This is a genomic window from Taibaiella lutea, assembly GCF_008629695.1.
GTDB lineage: Bacteria > Bacteroidota > Bacteroidia > Chitinophagales > Chitinophagaceae > Taibaiella > Taibaiella lutea.
Genome location: NZ_VWSH01000002.1, coordinates 323,451 through 339,800 on the forward strand (window position 1 = coordinate 323,451; position 16,350 = coordinate 339,800).

A 16,350-nucleotide genomic window follows, 5' to 3' on the forward strand; every position below is an offset into this window, starting at 1 on the left:
TTGCTCTACAAAAATACTACAATGAAAAAATCATACCTTCTAATAGCAGCAAGCGCTGCACTTTGCATAGCCTCATGCAAATCAAAAATCGAACCGGAAAAACCAACTGCCGGCGATGCTGATTTTTCCAATTATATCGCTATCGGTAATTCATTGACATCCGGTTTCTCAGATGGAACTTTATACAGAAGCGGACAGGAAAATTCTTATCCCAGTATGCTTGCAGCACAATTCCAGCTGGCAGGCGGCGGTGAATTTAAGCAACCATTGTTGCCGGGTGAAGCCGGATGGCCTATCGTTCCTGCGGCAGGCTACAACCCAAGACGTGTTATGGGATATAGTACCGATTGTCTGGGTGTTAAAAGTCTGAGCCCTGTTTTTTATGCCTTGCCGATTGATACTGCCGGAAGCTCTGCAAGCATTGCTTCACAAGGGCCATTCAATAACCAGGGCGTGCCGGGCATCCGTTGTATTGATTATACTTTGACTGGTTATGGCATCTTTAATCCTTATTCAGCAAGGTTTTATACAAATCCAGGTTCTACAAAACCACTTGATCAGGCTTTATTGGCTAAGCCTACATTCTTTACAATGTGGTTAGGCAGCAACGACGTGTTAGGTTATGCTACATCAGGCGGTACTGGTGCCAATGGTGGCGTTGCAATTGGTGATATTTCTCCTTTGTCTGTATTTAAAGCAAGCTATGAAGCTTCTGTTAATGCTTTGATGGCATTGAATGCAAAAGGTGTTTTGATTAACATTCCGGATGTTACGGCTATACCTTATTTTACGACCGTTCCAATTAAAGGCCTGGTATTAACTCGTCAGGGACAAGCAGATTCATTGAATGCTGCCTATGGCGGATTGAATGGTATTCATTTCAATGTTGGCGCCAACTATTGGGTAATAGCCGATTCTTCTGTTACCGGAAATATAAGGCAGATTAAAGAAGGTGAATACGTTTGTTTATCCATTCCTCAGAATAATCTGAAATGTTTGGGATGGGGTAGTGTAGTGCCTATTCCTGACGGTTATGTTTTAGACATGCAAGAGGTAAATAATGTTAAGTCTGCTACCACAGCTTTCAATTTGGTAATTGAAGATGTTGCAACCAAAAACCATCTGGGATATGTAGATGCCAACGCTTACCTTAGTTCGCTTCAATCAGGCATTACCTGGAACGGTGTGAGCTATAACCCTACTTTCGTTACCGGCGGTGCATTCTCTTTGGATGGCGTGCATTTAACACCTCGTGGTTATGCATTGATTGCCAACGAAATTTTAAGAGTTATCAATACTACCTATCATTCCACATTACCAATGGTTGATATCAATAGTAAGAACGGCGTATTGTTTCCATAAATTATCAGATAAGTGTATGGGAGCTATTTCCATAGCATGCCCGTTTTTAATTTTCGTGCGGATCAAAGAAGAACAGATGAATAAAGTGTTTCTTAAATCTAAAGTTTTATGGTCGCAGATAGATGCCAATATGCATCTGCGCCATAGCGCTTATGCTGACTTTGCTGCACAGGCAAGGGTCGAAATGCTGGAAACATTGGGAATGACAGCCGGCGTAATGCAACAAAATAAGATAGGCCCTATATTGTTCAGGGAAGAAAGTATTTATTATAAAGAAGTAAAACCGGGAGATACGGTTAGCGTAACCTGTTTATTGACGAAATGCCGCGCCGATGGCTCCCGTTGGTCATTTACACAGGAAATTTTCAGGGAAGATGAGGTACTTGCTGCAAGAGTGAATGTTGACGGTGCATGGATCGATATGATGAAACGTAAGCTGGCGGCTCCGCCGGGTGATTTTAATAAAAAATTTCTGGAAGAATTACCAAAGGCTGAAGGTTTCATTTTAGAAGCTGTAACAGAGAAATAGCATCCACATGAATTTAAAACAGCAATTCGGCAAAGCCCGAAAAAGTAGTTTCCATTTGTGGTTGCTGAATGCAGGATTATTGCATGCTGTGCCTTTCAATAAACCGCATGGCATAAAGATTGTTGAAATAAATGATGATGGCGTTTTGGTAAAAGCAAAAAATGTCCGCAACAACCAAAATCACATAAAGAGCATTCATGCATGTTTATTGGCAACACTCTGCGAATATGTTTCAGGGCTGAGTTTGTTGACGGCATTGAATCCTAAGGAATATAGAATTATCCTGAAGAATATTCAGATGACTTATCATTACCAGGCAAAAACAGATGTCTTTGCCGCGTTTGGATTAACGGATAAATTCCTCAATGAGGAAATAATAACCCCGCTTCAGCAGGAAGCAGCCATTTTTAAAGAATTTACGGTTGAAGTATATGATGAAGCAAAAAATCATATTTGTACCGGGCTTATTAATTGGCAGATAAAAGCATGGAAACATGTAAAGACAGTTTGAATATTGATTTATATTGTTTGAGAAAATAAACACGTTGTTACCCGGCAATTAATCCTGTTTGTTCCCTGACATCTAACTTCTAAAATCTAAAATATTATGACAAAGAAAATTTCGGCATTTATATTAAGCAGTTTATTGTTGCTGTTGGGAACCACATTTGCTGCCAATGCCCAAAAAGAAAAAGTGGAAGGCAATTGGCTGAATCAGGAAAAGGATGCCAAGATTGAAATTTATAAAGCGCGGGATGGTAAGTTCTATGGTAAAATCGTATGGCTAAAAGAACCAAACCGTGACGGGAAGCCCAAAACAGATATCAATAATCCGAAGGAAAACATGAAAGCCACACCCATCATGGGATTGCTTATTCTTAAAGGATTTAACAAAGATGACGATACTTCTTATGAAGACGGAACTATTTACGACCCTAAGAACGGCAAGACCTACAGCTGCAAGATTACCGTTAAAGATGCCAATACCTTGTCTATCAGAGGGTATATAGGTATTTCTTTAATTGGCCGCACAACAACATGGGTACGAAGCAACTAAGATTACATTATAAAATAGTGACTGATGAATTTAAAGGAAAAGTTTGACCAGGCTGTAACGGACAGCAAAACACTGACATCCAAACCGGACAATGACACTTTATTGAAAATATACGGATTGTATAAGCAGGCTACAGCAGGCGATGCACCTGAAGAGACTGATTTTGGCATGTTTGATTTTGTAGCGAAAGCAAAACACGAATCATGGAAAACGTTGAAGGGCAAGGGTTTTGATGAGGCAATGCAGGAATATATTGATTTGATTCAAGCTTTAAAATCCGAATAACAAGAATAATATAGGTTTCGTTGATAGAATTGTTTCGTCATTTGAACCGCATTTCGACAATTCTACATTATCTTCGACGCACACAAATTTTAAGCCTACTTAATGTCCATTATTATTTCCGGAACGGGAAGCTATATACCTGAAAAAGTTATTGATGAAAAGGAATTTCTGGATCATACATTTTATGATATCGATAAATCCCGGATTGATCAAGACAATGAAAGGATAATCAGTAAATTCAAATCTATTACAGGTATTGAGCAAAGGCGGTATGCGGAAGATGAACAGCAAAATTCAGACCTCGGTACAATTGCCGCTCAACGTGCACTTGCCGATTCCGGTGTTGATCCCGAAACGTTAGACGGTATTATTGTTGCTCAGAACTATGGAGATGTTAAGTTTGGTAATAAACAATCGGATACGGTTCCTTCCCTTGCTTCAAGAATTAAATTCAACCTTAAGATTAAGAATTCTAATTGTGTTGCTTTTGATATTATGTTTGGCTGCCCCGGATGGGTGGAAGGCATGATTATTGCGCAGCAATTTCTTCAGAATGGCACTGCGAAAAAGTTTATGGTTGTTGGTACGGAAACATTATCAAGAGTAACCGATCCGCACGACAGGGATTCTATGATATATGCTGACGGCGCAGGTGCAACCATATTGGAACATGTGGAAGGCGAAGGCGAAGGCATACTTAGCATGTCGCACCAGACACATACTTATCAGGAAGCTAACTATTTATACTTTGGTGAATCGAATAAAGAAGGCCATGAGCCTGAAACCCGCTATATAAAAATGCTGGGCCGTAAGATTTACGAATTTGCATTGATAAACGTTCCCGCCGCAATGAAAGATTGTTTTGATAAAACCGGTCTTCCCATTCAGGAACTAAAGAAAATATTTATTCATCAGGCAAATGCAAAAATGGATGATGCCATTATAGAACGCTTTTACAAACTCTATGGCATTGATACCCCACCGGAATCCATCATGCCAATGACCATTCATTATCTGGGAAATAGCTCTGTAGCAACCATTCCGACCTTATTCGACCTTGTTCGCAAAGGGAATATGGAAGGGCATAACCTGAATAAAGGCGATGTTGTTTTGTTTGCATCAGTGGGTGCGGGCATGAATATCAATGCGATTGCCTATCGTATCTAACCTCTTAAAAACTCCAATATGGGTTTGTTTGAAAACAGGACTTTTTTTATCACAGGCGCCAGTCGTGGTATAGGTAAAGCAATAGCATTAAAACTTGCCGGAGAAGGCGCCAATATTGTAATTGCAGCAAAATCAACAGAAGAAAACCCGAAACTGGGCGGTACTATTTTTTCTGCGGCAAAAGAGGTAGAAGATGCCGGAGGAAAAGCGCTGGCAGTTCAATGCGATATCAGGAATGAAGAAAATATTCAGGAGGCCGTTGCAAAAGCTGTAGCTCATTTTGGCGGCATAGATGCTGTAATCAACAATGCTTCTGCAATATCACTCACAAATACGGAAACTACCGAATCCAAACGTTTTGATTTGATGCATGATATCAATGTAAGGGGTACTTTTCTGGTTACCAAACATTGTATTCCTCATTTATTAAAATCAGGTAATGCGCACATTCTTACGCTTTCTCCTCCGATTGATCTGAATCCGAAATGGCTTGGAGCGCATATAGCTTATACCATGAGCAAATATAACATGACCATGATGGCAATGGGATGGGCGGAAGAGTTTAAAGGCAGGAATATTGCTTCCAATTCATTATGGCCGGTAACCACAATTGCAACCGCTGCAGTTAATAATCTGCTTGGCGGCGATTACCTTATTCAGCGCAGCAGGACTACCGATATCATTGCCGATGCAGTATTTTATATCATGCAGCAGGCATCCGGAACCTTAACCGGAAGGCAATTGCTGGATGAAGAAATACTGAAAGAAGCCGGTATTACAGATTTTACGCATTATGCAGTGAATACGGCAAACGGACTGCAAAAAGATCTTTTCCTGTAGCATAAAGGAATCCTATTTGTTGCCTTTGTGAAAAAAGGTACATTTACAGCCACAAAATCTACAATCATGTCCGTACACAGCGAAGTAAAACGCGTTACCACACATACTTTACAAAAGATGAAAGAGCGTGGCGAGAAGATTTCCATGCTCACAGCTTACGATTTTTCCTTTACCAAAATATTTGATGAAGCAGGAATAGATATCCTGTTGATTGGCGATTCTGCATCCAACGTAATAGCAGGGCACGAAACTACTTTGCCTATTACATTAGAGCAAATGATCTTCCTTGCATCAAGCGTAGTACGTGGTGCACAACGTTGCTTTGTAATCTGTGATTTGCCGTTCGGAACCTATCAGGGTAACAGCAAAGAGGCGCTTAATTCTTCCATCAAAATCATGAAGGAAAGCGGGGCCCATGCAGTGAAGCTGGAAGGCGGCACCGAAGTTTGTGAATCTATTGCACGTATTGTTTCTTCCGGTATTCCGGTGATGGCGCATCTGGGCTTAACGCCCCAATCTATTTATCAGTTCGGTACTTATAATGTACGTGCGAAAGAAGATGCGGAAGCTGAATTATTGTTGAAAAATGCACATGCGGTGCAGGAAGCCGGTGCATTCGCATTGGTCCTGGAAAAAATTCCGGCAGCATTAGGCAAACGTGTTGCAGAAGAATTGAAGATACCCGTAATCGGTATCGGTGCAGGCATGCACGTTGACGGACAAGTATTGGTAATGCATGATATGCTGGGCATTACAAAAGATTTCTCACCGCGTTTTTTACGTCGTTACCTGGAATTGTATGATGCCATTAAAGGTGCTACAGCACAATATATAGCCGATGTAAAGGCGAAAGATTTTCCGAACGATAAGGAACAATATTAATTCAATTCATTATTATGCAAATGGCTGTCAATATTTTTATTGACAGCCATTTGTATCTATATCTATTAACCCTTTATATAAGGCATCATCTCATCCTCGATATCTTTCCTCAGTTCCATCAACTTCAATGCATAATCCCGCATGGCAATCTCCGTTTCGGTTTTCGGCGTGAATTCTTTAATGGCTTTTGGTTTTCCTGCTTCATCCAACGCTACAAAGACAATAACACAATGTGTGTTTTTTACGAATTTATCTTTTCCCACTTGTTTTGAAAAGGCATCTACAGCAATATGCATGCTGGTCTTTCCTGTATAAATAATCCGCGCTTCCATCTTTACCAGATGGCCGATGCTGACAGGATGATAGAAACGTATACCGCCTACGTAAACAGTTACGCAATAAGATTCGCTCCATTGCACCGCGCAGGTATAAGCCGCCTGGTCAATCCACTTCATCATCATGCCTCCATGTACTTTCCCGCCAAAATTTACGTCCGACGGTTCACTTAAAAATTGAAGCTCGATATGATTTCTGTCTGCCGGCATGTTATTTACATTTTGTATTGTTATTAAAATCAGGAATTCTTATCCGTGATAAACCCTTGAAGCTACAATTTTATCATTCTTTATTTCCAGCACTTCCGCCACTAACATATCTTCTTCACCCGGCACCTTTCTTATATACTCCATGAATACTCTTTCATCATTTGCAGTCAATGTAGTATAGCTGTAATGCAATTCAGGCAAGCGTTCGAAGGCATCTTTCCACCAGGCACGCAACGCATCTTTTCCTTTCACCAATCCATTGGTTTCAGGTTGCCGTATTTTTAATTTAGGGCTGTAATGTTTTGCATCCTCCGCATATAAAGCTAAAAGATTTTCAAGGTTATGTTCGTTAAAAGCATCAAACCACTGTTTTGCAATAGCTATAAATGTATCATTCATTTGCGTGCTGTTTTATATTTCGTAAAATTCAATCGGCAAATCATCGGGATCTGCAATAAAGGTAAATCGCTTTCCGGTGACTTCATCTATCCTGACCGGTTCTGAAACTATATTTTTTTCATCGAGGAATTTTATGGTTTTATCCATATCATTTACCTCAAAAGCCAGATGCCTTAAACCCGTAGCTTCCGGTCCGGAAATGCGTTTTGGAGGATTGGGAAACGAAAACAATTCAATCATATAATTATCGTTTAATGCCAGATCCAGTTTGTAAGATGCCCTTTCCTGCCTGTACGTTTCCTTTATGATAGTAAGCCCTAAAATTTCAGTATAGAATTTTTTAGAAGTTTCATAGTCAGAACAGATAATTGCAATATGGTGGACTTTATTGAGGGATAGCATATCAGATTTTTCAGTGATTAAGATTATTCAGAACAAATAGTTAACACCTATTTGCAAGGACCTGATAGTTAAAGAGTAAGCGAGGTAATTAGAATTGTTTGAAACAGGTAAATTGTATTTCCCAAAAATGTCTATTTTTTTATTAAGTATAATGCCTGCCCTGATTGGTGCTGACAATGAAAAATGCTGGTATTCAAACGGCGTTTTCAATTCGTGTGAAATGCCATAATAAGTATTGATTGCGTAACAATCGTCATTAGTGAAAAAGGAATAATCAAAACAAATACCTACACCTATATTGAACTTAAAGCGGTCTTTATTATAGATATTCATTAAGAATTGTGGGGCAAAGCTAATTTTATATTGATCAAATTTGTGGTAATACACGTGAGATTCTTTAGGGCTGACTTCATTAGTTTTTTTAGTTTCAAAACTTGAGCTACTAACGCTAACCTCCATTCTCATCATATATCTTCTGATTACAGCATTTGTATAGAAGTCTAATCCTGCATTAATGCCCGGCCTGTAACTTGGCGTACGGGGAGCGTCAGCCAATGGTGTTTTTTCTGAATAACTTGCATCACTTCTTTGTAGAAACAAACCAGCAAAAGGCTTCATCTCGAATTTGGTATTGGTTTTTGTTGCATTTTCAGCATTCAGTAAATTCACAATTTTCGTAAGCGCATCATACGAATAAGTAGCACGTTCGAGTAATCTCATTACTTTATTTTGATTATTTGCCATAGAGTCATGAGCGAATATTGATAATTGGCCTTTGTATTTATTATTGTATTCAATATTAAACATGGTTCCATCCGGATAAAATTCGTCGTAAATAAGTTCGGATGTCTGCTGCTTATAGTTATCTTTTATAAAGAATTTTGTACAGTATTTATTTTCATAAACATATAAATTCAAGAACTTACCTGAAGTGACGAGCCTTATGAAAATAGTGTCTGTTAGGGGTTTCTGGTTGCCTATTTTAATATCACTTATGGATTTGGCTTTGCCTGAAGTTTTAGTTGTAAAAATAAATCGCTCAAATGTTTCAAGCTTATTAATTGTAAAAGATTCAACGTCCTGTATGCCTAATGTTTGCTGCCCCTTGTCATCTTTGAATGAAAAAGATTTCGGATTGCTGTCCCATTCTTTGTAGTTAATATAACCAACCAATTGTTGGTGATTTAGTAAAATAACTGTTGCAGGTTTGTAATTACTTTGTGCAAAAAAGCGGAGGGGTAATAAAAGTAAAAGAAAACTCAATGAAATAATTCTATTCATATTGACGATGTTTTGAATCAAAAATAGATTTTTAACACTATAAAATGATTATTCTGGTGATAAATGGAATGTTTTTGTAGATTCGTGAGATATAGTTTAAAGTTTTTTTCATGAAAATATCTTTCCTTTTATTCCTGATAGCAATCGCTATGCCCGGATTCGCGCAAACAAAAAGCATACATCCATGTGCTGCAATGAAAAAGCATGCTTATAATGATGTTGCAGGGAAACCGACTGTAGAAGACGCGAGAGAATATGATTACGATGTCAAATATGTGCATCTTAACCTTGACGTGAACAATCTGAATACGCAGATTAATGGTATTGCGACCACCAATGCAATAGTAATAGTTCCTTCCATGGGCGAATATGTCTTTGAGCTGACGCAACAGATAACAATCGATTCCTTTAAGTTTAACGGTACCTTATTACCCGTTACAGGTTCCGGTTATCTGAGAGTTGTCAGTCTCCCTCAATCTGTAACGCAGGGAACGTCATTCACAGCTGTAACTTATTATCATGGTGCGCCTTCCGGAGCTTCAGGCTTCTATGGCGGCGGTATCCAGAACGCGGTTTCTCCTACATGGGGCGCTCATGTAACCTATACCTTAAGCGAATCTTATGCTTCAAGAGACTGGTGGCCTGTAAAGCAGGCTTTACAGGATAAAATAGATTCATCTGATGTATGGCTGACCGTAGGTGCGGGACTGAAAGCCGGCAGTAACGGTATGCTGAATCAGGTAGTTAATTTGGGCAATAACAAATCGAGGTATGAATGGAAAAGCAGGAATGCTATTGATTATTACCTGATATCTTTTGCAGTTTCCACTTATACAGACTATTCCCATTACATGCATTTTGATAATAGTGCTGACTCTATGTTGATTCAGAATTATGTGTACGATAATCCGCAGACACTTCCTTTCTGGCAAGGTGAACTGGATTCTACAAGCCTGATGGTAAATCATCTTTCCGGTTTGTTCGGACGCTATCCATTCTGGAAAGAGAAATACGGACATTGCATGGCGCCGTTGGGTGGGGGAATGGAACATCAGACTATGACGACGCTCGGTACTTTTGAAACCTCGCTTATCGTGCACGAATTAGGGCATCAATGGTTTGGAGATAATGTTACCTGCGGTACATGGAGCGATATATGGCTGAACGAAGGCTTTGCCAGTTATATTGAATATCTGTTTGAAGCAAATTTTCACGGTGCCGCCGCGGCTACTGCCAAAATGAATAGTGTGCATTCCAATGTAATGTCTGAACCGGATGGCTCGGTATATTGTACCGATACTATAGATGAGAACCGTATATTCGACTCAAGGCTGAGTTACGATAAAGGCTCGGCTGTAATACACACTTTGCGGTTTGTAGCAGGCAATGATGATCTGTTTTTCAATATGCTGAAACATTATCAGGTTCAGTTTGAAAGAGGTACGGCAACTACAGAACAGTTTAAAAATTTTGTTGCAGGTGAATACAACATTAATATGGATACCTTTTTTAATCAATGGATATATGGAGAAGGCTATCCTACCATTTCTGCCAAATGGAACCAGGTAAATAATCAGGTAACAGTTGCGTTAAGTCAGCAAACTTCCGCTCCGGCTTCTGTAAGTTATTTCAATACACCTTTAGAGCTTAAGCTTAAATCTGCAAACGGCGACACTGTTGTTAAAGTGAATTTTAATGCAGCCAATAAGACATTTGCTTTTTCATGGGATAAAAACATGAATGGCATAACCATTGACCCTAACAACTGGATATTAAACAAAACCGGCACAATAGTAAAAGACCCCGCTTTAGCAATAAACGAATTGCAAGCCTCCGCTTTTGTAGTCTATCCTAATCCTACAAACAATTTCTGGAATGTGAAGAACTTGCCGGAAGGATGCGATATGATAGTGAGCGACCTCAGCGGACGAGTTTTGCTTAACATTCAATCGGGCAATAAGAAAGAAATAAGTATTGATTCCAAATCTTTGCCCAGTGGAATTTATTTATTGCGGATATCTAAAGCAGGTTATAGCAGCGAAGCTTTTAAACTTGTAAAAATGCATTAGCAGAAAATCAGGTGGTTTTGAATAAATTAGAATATGCTCAGATTGCTTATTAAACACATTATGATGAAAAATTGCAGATACATCACTATTTCCATCATTGCACTATGCTTAGTGATAGTGCTTCCATCCTGTGCTACGTCACGCAAAGCGCGTGGCTGCGGCTGCGGTATGTCTGAAAATATGAGACAAAGAATATAGCTGATACCAATCTTATTATCTCTTTATGGCTACAATCCGAAAGGAAAAATAATACAGGAATCTATTTCCTTAAAAGCAAAAACGCCCCGATAAAACCGGAGCGTTTTCTTTTTGATTTATATGAAGAAGGCATCTTGTATCTATTGCTAAATACAGTATACCTGAATCTTCTATTAATAACCCATATCCATTCCACCACCCGGCATTTGCGGCATAGCGGCACCTTTTGGTTCCGGTTTGTCAGCAATTACGCATTCAGTAGTCAAGAACATAGAAGCGATGGATGCAGCATTTTCCAATGCAACACGGCTTACTTTAGTAGGGTCTATAACACCTGCAGCAAATAAGCTTCCGAACTCTTCCGTACGGGCATTGAAACCGAAGTCTTTTTTACCGTCTTTGATTTTCTGAACAATGATAGAACCTTCTAGGCCTGCATTTTCAACGATAGTGCGGATTGGAGCTTCCAATGAACGACGGATGATAGCGATACCTGTATTTTCGTCGGTGTTATCACCTTCTAATTTAGCCAAAGCTTCAATAGCGCGGATGTAGGCAGTACCACCACCTGCAACGATACCTTCTTCAACCGCAGCACGGGTTGCATGTAAAGCATCGTCAACGCGGTCTTTCTTTTCTTTCATTTCAACTTCAGAGCCACCGCCAACGTACAATACAGCTACACCACCGCTTAATTTAGCAAGGCGCTCCTGTAATTTTTCGCGGTCATAATCAGAAGTAGTTGTTTCAACCTGAGCTTTGATTTGATTTACGCGGGCAACGATATCAGCTTTTTTACCTTTACCACCAACGATTGTAGTATTGTCTTTATCGATAGTAATGCTTTCTGCAGTACCTAAGTAAGCAAATTCAGCATTCTCCAGTTTGTAGCCTTGTTCTTCGCTGATTACAGTACCGCCCGTTAATACAGCGATATCCTGTAACATTTCCTTACGGCGGTCACCAAAACCCGGAGCCTTAACAGCAGCGATTTTCAAAGAACCACGTAATTTGTTTACCACCAAAGTAGCCAATGCTTCACCATCTACATCTTCAGCAATAATCAACAAAGGACGACCTTGCTTAACCACGCTTTCCAGAATACCGATGATGTCTTTCATTACACTGATTTTTTTATCAAAAATCAGGATATAAGGATTGTCCATTTCTACCTGCATTTTCTCTGTATTGGTTACAAAGTATGGAGATAAATAACCACGGTCAAATTGCATACCTTCCACTACTTCAACAGTAGTATCTGTATTTTTAGATTCTTCAACAGTGATAACACCTTCGTTACCCACTTTAGCCATAGCCTGAGCGATTAACTTGCCGATTTCGTTATCATTGTTAGCAGAAATAGTACCTACCTGTTCAATTTTTTCGTTGTCGTTACCTACTTTCTGAGCTTGTTTTTTCAGGTTAGCCACAACAGCAGTAACCGCTTTGTCGATACCGCGTTTCAAATCCATCGGATTAGCGCCTGCAGCAACGTTTTTCAAACCTTCGCTGATAATAGATTGAGCCAGGACAGTTGCAGTAGTAGTACCGTCACCTGCAATATCAGCAGTTTTGGAAGCTACTTCTTTCACCATCTGAGCGCCCATATTCTCGATTGGATCTTCCAGTTCGATTTCTTTAGCAACCGTTACACCATCTTTAGTAATAGAAGGAGCGCCGAATTTTTTCTCGATAACAACATTACGACCTTTTGGTCCTAAAGTTACTTTTACGGCGTCAGCCAATGTATCAACGCCTTTCTTCATTCTGTTGCGGGCGTCTATATTGAAAAGGATTTGTTTAGCCATTTTATTATTGTTAGGATTGTTTTATTGTTAAATTGATAAATTGTTTTATTGCTGAATTGCTTTATTGTTTTCTGCGTAATGATTTATTTCTAAATAAAATCAACCATTCAGCCATTTAACCATAAAGCCATTAAACGAATTAAACAATAGCAAGGATATCGCTTTCACGCATGATCAAAAGTTCTTCACCGTCTAAAGACAATTCAGTACCCGCATATTTACCATAAAGAACAGTATCGCCTGTTTTTACAGTTACCGGTTCGTCCTTCTTGCCAGGTCCTGCCGCAACTACAACACCACGTTGTGGTTTTTCTTTTGCTGTATCAGGAATAATAATGCCGCCGGCAGTTTTTGTTTCTGCAGCAGCAGGTTTCACGATCACTCTGTCGTGAAGAGGGGTAATGCTTGCTTTTTTTGCCATAATTGAAATGGTTATTTATTTTTTTATTGTTTAAATGTTTGAACATGCCGAAATGTGAAATCCGTTCGACAAGTAACTCCCCGCTAAAAATGTGCCAATCATTGAAAATTGACATAATTGCAGGAAATGGCTTAAAATTTAAAGTTCCCGTAAAATGCAACGGTCAAAATTACATCTAATTTCAAAACAAGGAGGTGAAAATGGCAGTTGGAATATCTTCAGATGATTTGTTCTGACTTCGTCTATTCGTTTTAGAGTTGTGCATATAAAATACTATTATTGAATTAAAAGTTTAAAAATAATACAACTATCAGCATATAAAAATGCTAATTTTACATTTTTAATTAAAATTTACTATATTTACACTGATATTAGACAATACAAATGCATTTTGATTCATAAATTCAAATTTTCTGTATGAATTAATGTGCTTATTTAATTAAATTAAAATCATATAATTATGAAGAAAAAAAACACACCCTGTCTGTCAATTATTAAAAAAGGGCTAACAATAACTTTGATTGCTGCTTTTTTATGGCCGGGACAGGTATTCGCACAGGACACACTGCTTTTGTCGCCCACAGGTGACGGCGGCTTCGAAAACGGTATGGACTTCGCTTCCAATGGCTGGACGGTGGAAAATTATACCGCCAACAATACAAATAAATGGGCAGTAGGCGGCGCCAGCGCGCCCACCCAAGGTACGATGGCTGCGTATATTTCAAATAACAACGGAACGAACTATACCTATACCACAAATCAATTCTCAAGAGTCCTGTTTTGGAGAGACATAACATTCCCTGCCGGTTACACAGTCATAACATTAACTTTCAAGGTGAAAGTACAGGGAGAATATGGCGGTACCGCGACTTCTTATTATGATGTGTTATTTCCTTTTTTTCAATCATCGAATACAGCCCCCTCGGTTACGCAGCCGGCTTATTCTTCATCAAACAGCCAACCTGCCATTTCCAACGCCACCAGGATTGCCAGCTTAACAGAATTGGGCACGGGGTATGTAACGCGGACGTATACACTAAATGCAGGAAATGCAGCAGCTGCCACCACCCGGAGGCTTCTCTTCTATTGGCGTAACGATAATACCGGTGGGGCTCAACCTCCGGCAAGCATAGATGAAATATCCATAACAGCAACAATGCCACCTGTAAATGATAATGCCACCGGAGCAATAATGCTTACTCCCGGAGCAGGATGCGGTACTTTTTACGATAATACTTTAGCTACGGCAAATACGGGCGAACCTACAGCCTCCTGTAGTTGGCACCCGACCAGAAAACCGATATGGTTTAAGTTTATAGCGCCTGCATCAGGCGCAGCCAGGATCTCGTCCGACAATGGCGGAACACTGATATCGACAAGGATGGCACTTTTTACTGCGACTGATTCCAGCAATTATACCACATTTAATATTATACACTGTTCCAGAGAAAACGGCGTTACCGCCGCCGGCAACAATATTATGTATCCTACAGGACTCACACCGGGGGCTACTTATTATATAGCACTGGACGTTTATGACGCTGCCACTTCAGGTACCGTTTGTATAACGGTCGATGAATTCAACAACACCATGCTGTCGACCACTACGGCAGACTGCGTAGCCGGAAAAGTTTTAGATAACACAGGAGCCCAGAATTACAATGGCTGGATATCGCTTACCGACAATCAAGGCAAACTGAATGCCAACGTACGTCCCGTTACAGGATATGACGCCGATTTTTCAAGTAGCCTGACAGTTAAGTCCGGAGCGCCGCGGACAGACATAAACGGACAGGCATACCTTAACCGCAATTACCTGATAAATAGTTCTGACCCGATAGGCACTGGCCTGACTTCAGCAGACGTTCAATTTTTCTTTACGGATGCGGAGCTAACCAATTTGGGCGTATCACTTTCAGGCCTGAATGTAACGAGAGTAAGCGGCACAACATGCAGCGCTGATTTCATGGATGGCACCGGCACAAACAGTCTGCTGACCCAAACGGCAAATGGTTCCTTTAATGGTGTTCATTATATACAAGTGAATACACCGGGCTTTTCCAATTTCTACATCCATCAAGGTACTACTCCCTTGCCAATTGTATGGAACAATGTTTCTGTCACCTTAAACCGCCGGCAACAAGCGGTCATCAACTGGAGCGTTGCTGAAAAAGAAACGGCAGAATACCGAATCGAAAAAAGCGTGGATGGCAATAAGTTTGAAAACCTCTCTACCTTAAAAAGCAAAGGCAATGGCAACAATACTTACAGCTTTACGGAACAAACAGCATTGTCAGGGAAAGCATGGTACAGGATAGTGCAGGTAAGTAAAGAAGGCAAAGGTGAATACAGCAGGATCATGGAACTACAAAACAGCAACATCTATGGCCTCATCAGCGTTTACCCGAATCCTGCAACACAGGTATTGACTGTAGAAACAGCATCTAATGCTTCCTACAACATATACGACTTGCAAGGCAAAGTTATCATGAAAGGCAATTTACAATCAGGCAAAAACACTTTGAATGTATCAGGGATTGCCAAAGGTTTTTACACTATAAAAATCGGCGACTACAACCAGAAGATTGTGTTGCAATAAAAGAGCAATACCATATTAAAAACGAGGGTTGTCCCAAAAGGACAGCCCTCGTTTTTAATATTAGAAAACCATTAAAAATGTCTGCTTCTGCATGCTTAGGTAAAATTCCAGGCAAATAGTTGCAACATAACTATTGATTCATTCAGAAAAATCATTTTAACATTTTGAATAATTTTTACATAAAAATGTGGTTTTTGGTTTATAACATCATATATTCGTACCATAAAGATGTAGTTTTAGTTAAATATTTTACAATGTACCACATCTTAATGTGATTGATAAATAGCGAAAACTAACCACTACAATACTGATTTACCATTAGTCAATAATTTAACAAAGGATAATAGTACTGACAAAAAATTTAACCCAGTATACCCTGACATTTTAAAATTCCAACCTTTTTGATTTAGAGCTGCATTAAAGCGAATAGCTTTTAAACCTCTTTAACTAACAGGAAATTCATGTCCGTTCCCAATAAAGCGGCATATTTTACTTGTCGGGTAATA

The 16,350-nt window shown here is 39.6% G+C and carries 16 protein-coding genes; 10 read left to right on the forward strand and 6 right to left on the reverse strand.

Annotation, left to right across the window (positions count from 1 at the left end; translation table 11 throughout):
• Positions 1-21 precede the first annotated feature (21 nt).
• The 8 genes from F0919_RS08545 (at position 22) to panB (ending at position 6,122) form a co-directional block, all read left to right on the forward strand.
• Entirely contained in the window at positions 22-1,362 is a 1,341-nt protein-coding gene (locus tag F0919_RS08545; protein WP_150032333.1) for an SGNH/GDSL hydrolase family protein, read from the forward strand.
• A gap of 76 nt (positions 1,363-1,438) precedes the next feature.
• On the forward strand, positions 1,439-1,891 hold the full coding sequence (locus F0919_RS08550) for an acyl-CoA thioesterase (protein ID WP_150032334.1): 453 nt from the start codon (positions 1,439-1,441) through the stop codon (positions 1,889-1,891).
• A gap of 7 nt (positions 1,892-1,898) precedes the next feature.
• Entirely contained in the window at positions 1,899-2,402 is a 504-nt protein-coding gene (locus F0919_RS08555) for a DUF4442 domain-containing protein (protein ID WP_150032335.1), read from the forward strand.
• Between the two features lie 96 nt (positions 2,403-2,498).
• Positions 2,499-2,948 carry a DUF2147 domain-containing protein gene (locus F0919_RS08560; RefSeq protein ID WP_190277321.1) on the forward strand — a complete coding sequence of 150 codons (450 nt, stop codon included), beginning with the start codon at positions 2,499-2,501 and terminating at the stop codon, positions 2,946-2,948.
• Positions 2,949-2,972: 24 nt separating this feature from the next.
• Positions 2,973-3,233 carry an acyl-CoA-binding protein gene (locus F0919_RS08565; protein WP_150032336.1) on the forward strand — a complete coding sequence of 87 codons (261 nt, stop codon included), beginning with the start codon at positions 2,973-2,975 and terminating at the stop codon, positions 3,231-3,233.
• Between the two features lie 102 nt (positions 3,234-3,335).
• Positions 3,336-4,400: a 3-oxoacyl-ACP synthase III family protein gene (locus tag F0919_RS08570; RefSeq protein ID WP_150032337.1), complete on the forward strand. Its 1,065-nt coding sequence runs from the start codon at positions 3,336-3,338 to the stop codon at positions 4,398-4,400.
• 18 nt (positions 4,401-4,418) lie between these two features.
• Positions 4,419-5,240, forward strand: coding sequence for an SDR family oxidoreductase (locus F0919_RS08575; RefSeq protein WP_150032338.1), 822 nt, complete (start codon positions 4,419-4,421; stop codon positions 5,238-5,240).
• Between the two features lie 66 nt (positions 5,241-5,306).
• The gene (gene panB, locus F0919_RS08580) at positions 5,307-6,122 is read left to right on the forward strand and encodes a 3-methyl-2-oxobutanoate hydroxymethyltransferase (RefSeq protein WP_150032339.1); all 816 of its coding nucleotides are present in this window, start codon (positions 5,307-5,309) and stop codon (positions 6,120-6,122) included.
• A gap of 65 nt (positions 6,123-6,187) precedes the next feature.
• Here panB and F0919_RS08585 read toward each other — a convergent pair whose 3' ends face one another.
• From F0919_RS08585 to F0919_RS08600, 4 genes are read right to left on the reverse strand one after another with little or no spacing between them, the layout of a single operon-like run.
• Positions 6,188-6,667, reverse strand: coding sequence for an acyl-CoA thioesterase (locus tag F0919_RS08585; protein ID WP_150032340.1), 480 nt, complete (start codon positions 6,665-6,667; stop codon positions 6,188-6,190).
• A gap of 39 nt (positions 6,668-6,706) precedes the next feature.
• Positions 6,707-7,066: a nuclear transport factor 2 family protein gene (locus F0919_RS08590; RefSeq protein ID WP_150032341.1), complete on the reverse strand. Its 360-nt coding sequence runs from the start codon at positions 7,064-7,066 to the stop codon at positions 6,707-6,709.
• A 12-nt stretch (positions 7,067-7,078) separates the two neighbouring features.
• Complete coding sequence (gene gloA2, locus F0919_RS08595) at positions 7,079-7,468, reverse strand: SMU1112c/YaeR family gloxylase I-like metalloprotein (RefSeq protein ID WP_150032342.1); 390 nt, start codon at positions 7,466-7,468, stop codon at positions 7,079-7,081.
• A gap of 27 nt (positions 7,469-7,495) precedes the next feature.
• Positions 7,496-8,749, reverse strand: a complete 1,254-nt coding sequence (locus F0919_RS08600; RefSeq protein WP_150032343.1) for a hypothetical protein — start codon at positions 8,747-8,749, stop codon at positions 7,496-7,498.
• 110 nt (positions 8,750-8,859) lie between these two features.
• On the opposite strand from F0919_RS08600, the gene F0919_RS08605 reads away from it, so the two are divergent.
• Positions 8,860-10,818 carry a M1 family aminopeptidase gene (locus F0919_RS08605; protein WP_150032344.1) on the forward strand — a complete coding sequence of 653 codons (1,959 nt, stop codon included), beginning with the start codon at positions 8,860-8,862 and terminating at the stop codon, positions 10,816-10,818.
• 371 nt (positions 10,819-11,189) lie between these two features.
• Here the strand turns inward: F0919_RS08605 and groL are convergent, their stop codons facing one another.
• Positions 11,190-12,824: a chaperonin GroEL gene (gene groL, locus F0919_RS08610; RefSeq protein ID WP_150032345.1), complete on the reverse strand. Its 1,635-nt coding sequence runs from the start codon at positions 12,822-12,824 to the stop codon at positions 11,190-11,192.
• A gap of 139 nt (positions 12,825-12,963) precedes the next feature.
• Positions 12,964-13,245 (reverse strand): co-chaperone GroES, encoded by a 282-nt coding sequence (locus F0919_RS08615; RefSeq protein WP_150032346.1) that lies wholly within the window; start codon positions 13,243-13,245, stop codon positions 12,964-12,966.
• 460 nt (positions 13,246-13,705) lie between these two features.
• Between F0919_RS08615 and F0919_RS08620 the strand changes: the two genes are divergently transcribed.
• A complete protein-coding gene (locus F0919_RS08620; RefSeq protein ID WP_150032347.1) occupies positions 13,706-15,844 on the forward strand; it encodes a T9SS type A sorting domain-containing protein in 2,139 nt (712 codons plus the stop codon).
• Positions 15,845-16,350 lie beyond the last annotated feature (506 nt).

What these genes read in the sequence shown, in the direction of transcription:
- gloA2 (WP_150032342.1), bottom strand. Translation starts at nt 7,468, where the DNA reads ATGCTATCCCTCAATAAAGTCCACCATATTGCAATTATCTGTTCTGAC.
- F0919_RS08585 (WP_150032340.1), bottom strand. Translation starts at nt 6,667, where the DNA reads ATGCCGGCAGACAGAAATCATATCGAGCTTCAATTTTTAAGTGAACCG.
- F0919_RS08605 (WP_150032344.1), top strand. Translation starts at nt 8,860, where the DNA reads ATGAAAATATCTTTCCTTTTATTCCTGATAGCAATCGCTATGCCCGGA.
- F0919_RS08550 (WP_150032334.1), top strand. Translation starts at nt 1,439, where the DNA reads ATGAATAAAGTGTTTCTTAAATCTAAAGTTTTATGGTCGCAGATAGAT.
- groL (WP_150032345.1), bottom strand. Translation starts at nt 12,824, where the DNA reads ATGGCTAAACAAATCCTTTTCAATATAGACGCCCGCAACAGAATGAAG.
- F0919_RS08555 (WP_150032335.1), top strand. Translation starts at nt 1,899, where the DNA reads ATGAATTTAAAACAGCAATTCGGCAAAGCCCGAAAAAGTAGTTTCCAT.
- F0919_RS08620 (WP_150032347.1), top strand. Translation starts at nt 13,706, where the DNA reads ATGAAGAAAAAAAACACACCCTGTCTGTCAATTATTAAAAAAGGGCTA.
- F0919_RS08560 (WP_190277321.1), top strand. Translation starts at nt 2,499, where the DNA reads ATGACAAAGAAAATTTCGGCATTTATATTAAGCAGTTTATTGTTGCTG.
- panB (WP_150032339.1), top strand. Translation starts at nt 5,307, where the DNA reads ATGTCCGTACACAGCGAAGTAAAACGCGTTACCACACATACTTTACAA.
- F0919_RS08590 (WP_150032341.1), bottom strand. Translation starts at nt 7,066, where the DNA reads ATGAATGATACATTTATAGCTATTGCAAAACAGTGGTTTGATGCTTTT.
- F0919_RS08615 (WP_150032346.1), bottom strand. Translation starts at nt 13,245, where the DNA reads ATGGCAAAAAAAGCAAGCATTACCCCTCTTCACGACAGAGTGATCGTG.
- F0919_RS08600 (WP_150032343.1), bottom strand. Translation starts at nt 8,749, where the DNA reads ATGAATAGAATTATTTCATTGAGTTTTCTTTTACTTTTATTACCCCTC.
- F0919_RS08565 (WP_150032336.1), top strand. Translation starts at nt 2,973, where the DNA reads ATGAATTTAAAGGAAAAGTTTGACCAGGCTGTAACGGACAGCAAAACA.
- F0919_RS08570 (WP_150032337.1), top strand. Translation starts at nt 3,336, where the DNA reads ATGTCCATTATTATTTCCGGAACGGGAAGCTATATACCTGAAAAAGTT.
- F0919_RS08545 (WP_150032333.1), top strand. Translation starts at nt 22, where the DNA reads ATGAAAAAATCATACCTTCTAATAGCAGCAAGCGCTGCACTTTGCATA.
- F0919_RS08575 (WP_150032338.1), top strand. Translation starts at nt 4,419, where the DNA reads ATGGGTTTGTTTGAAAACAGGACTTTTTTTATCACAGGCGCCAGTCGT.